The following is a 531-nucleotide window of genomic DNA, read 5'->3' on the forward strand; positions in this document are numbered from 1 at the left end:
GTGCACGTCAGCGCCCGCTTGTTGTGCGGCACGCACCAACCCACGCGCAAACCCCATCGGCTGAATGGCACCAGCACGGCCGTCAAGCCACGCGCCTGCAAACGCCTCGGTGCCGACCCGTTTGGCGACGGCCGCGCGGTCGAGCATTTCCACCGGTACGCCGCGCCTCTCCCACTGCCGGGCGCGGGCATGCAGCGCAGGTACGGCTTTGTCCGAATACGAGAGCTGCAGCCACCCTGCGCGCACCGGCTGGCAGTCGATCTGGTGCCGGTCGATCAGATCGAACACCAGATCGGCGGAGCGCGAGACGGCGTCGATCAGCGGCTCGGCGCGCGCGGCACCAAACAGGCTCACCAGTTCATCGGGGTCGTGCTTGAGCGTCGGGTTGACCTGCCCGCCATTGCGCCCGGACGCACCCCAGCCTGGATCATTGGCTTCCAGCACGGTGACCTGCGTGCCGCGTTCGGCCAGATGCAGCGCGGTGGAGAGCCCCGTGTAGCCACCGCCGATGACGAGCACGTCGGTGCTGGT

At 68.7% G+C, this 531-nt stretch carries 1 protein-coding gene; it reads right to left on the minus strand.

Annotation, left to right across the window (positions count from 1 at the left end; translation table 11 throughout):
- The coding region (locus RVY79_RS17115) for an FAD-dependent oxidoreductase (RefSeq protein WP_317465674.1) at positions 1-531 on the minus strand (531 nt) is incomplete at both ends.

Origin of the sequence: Chromohalobacter sp. HP20-39, from assembly GCF_033052815.1 — a bacterium.
In the GTDB taxonomy this organism is placed as follows: Bacteria; Pseudomonadota; Gammaproteobacteria; order Pseudomonadales; family Halomonadaceae; genus Chromohalobacter.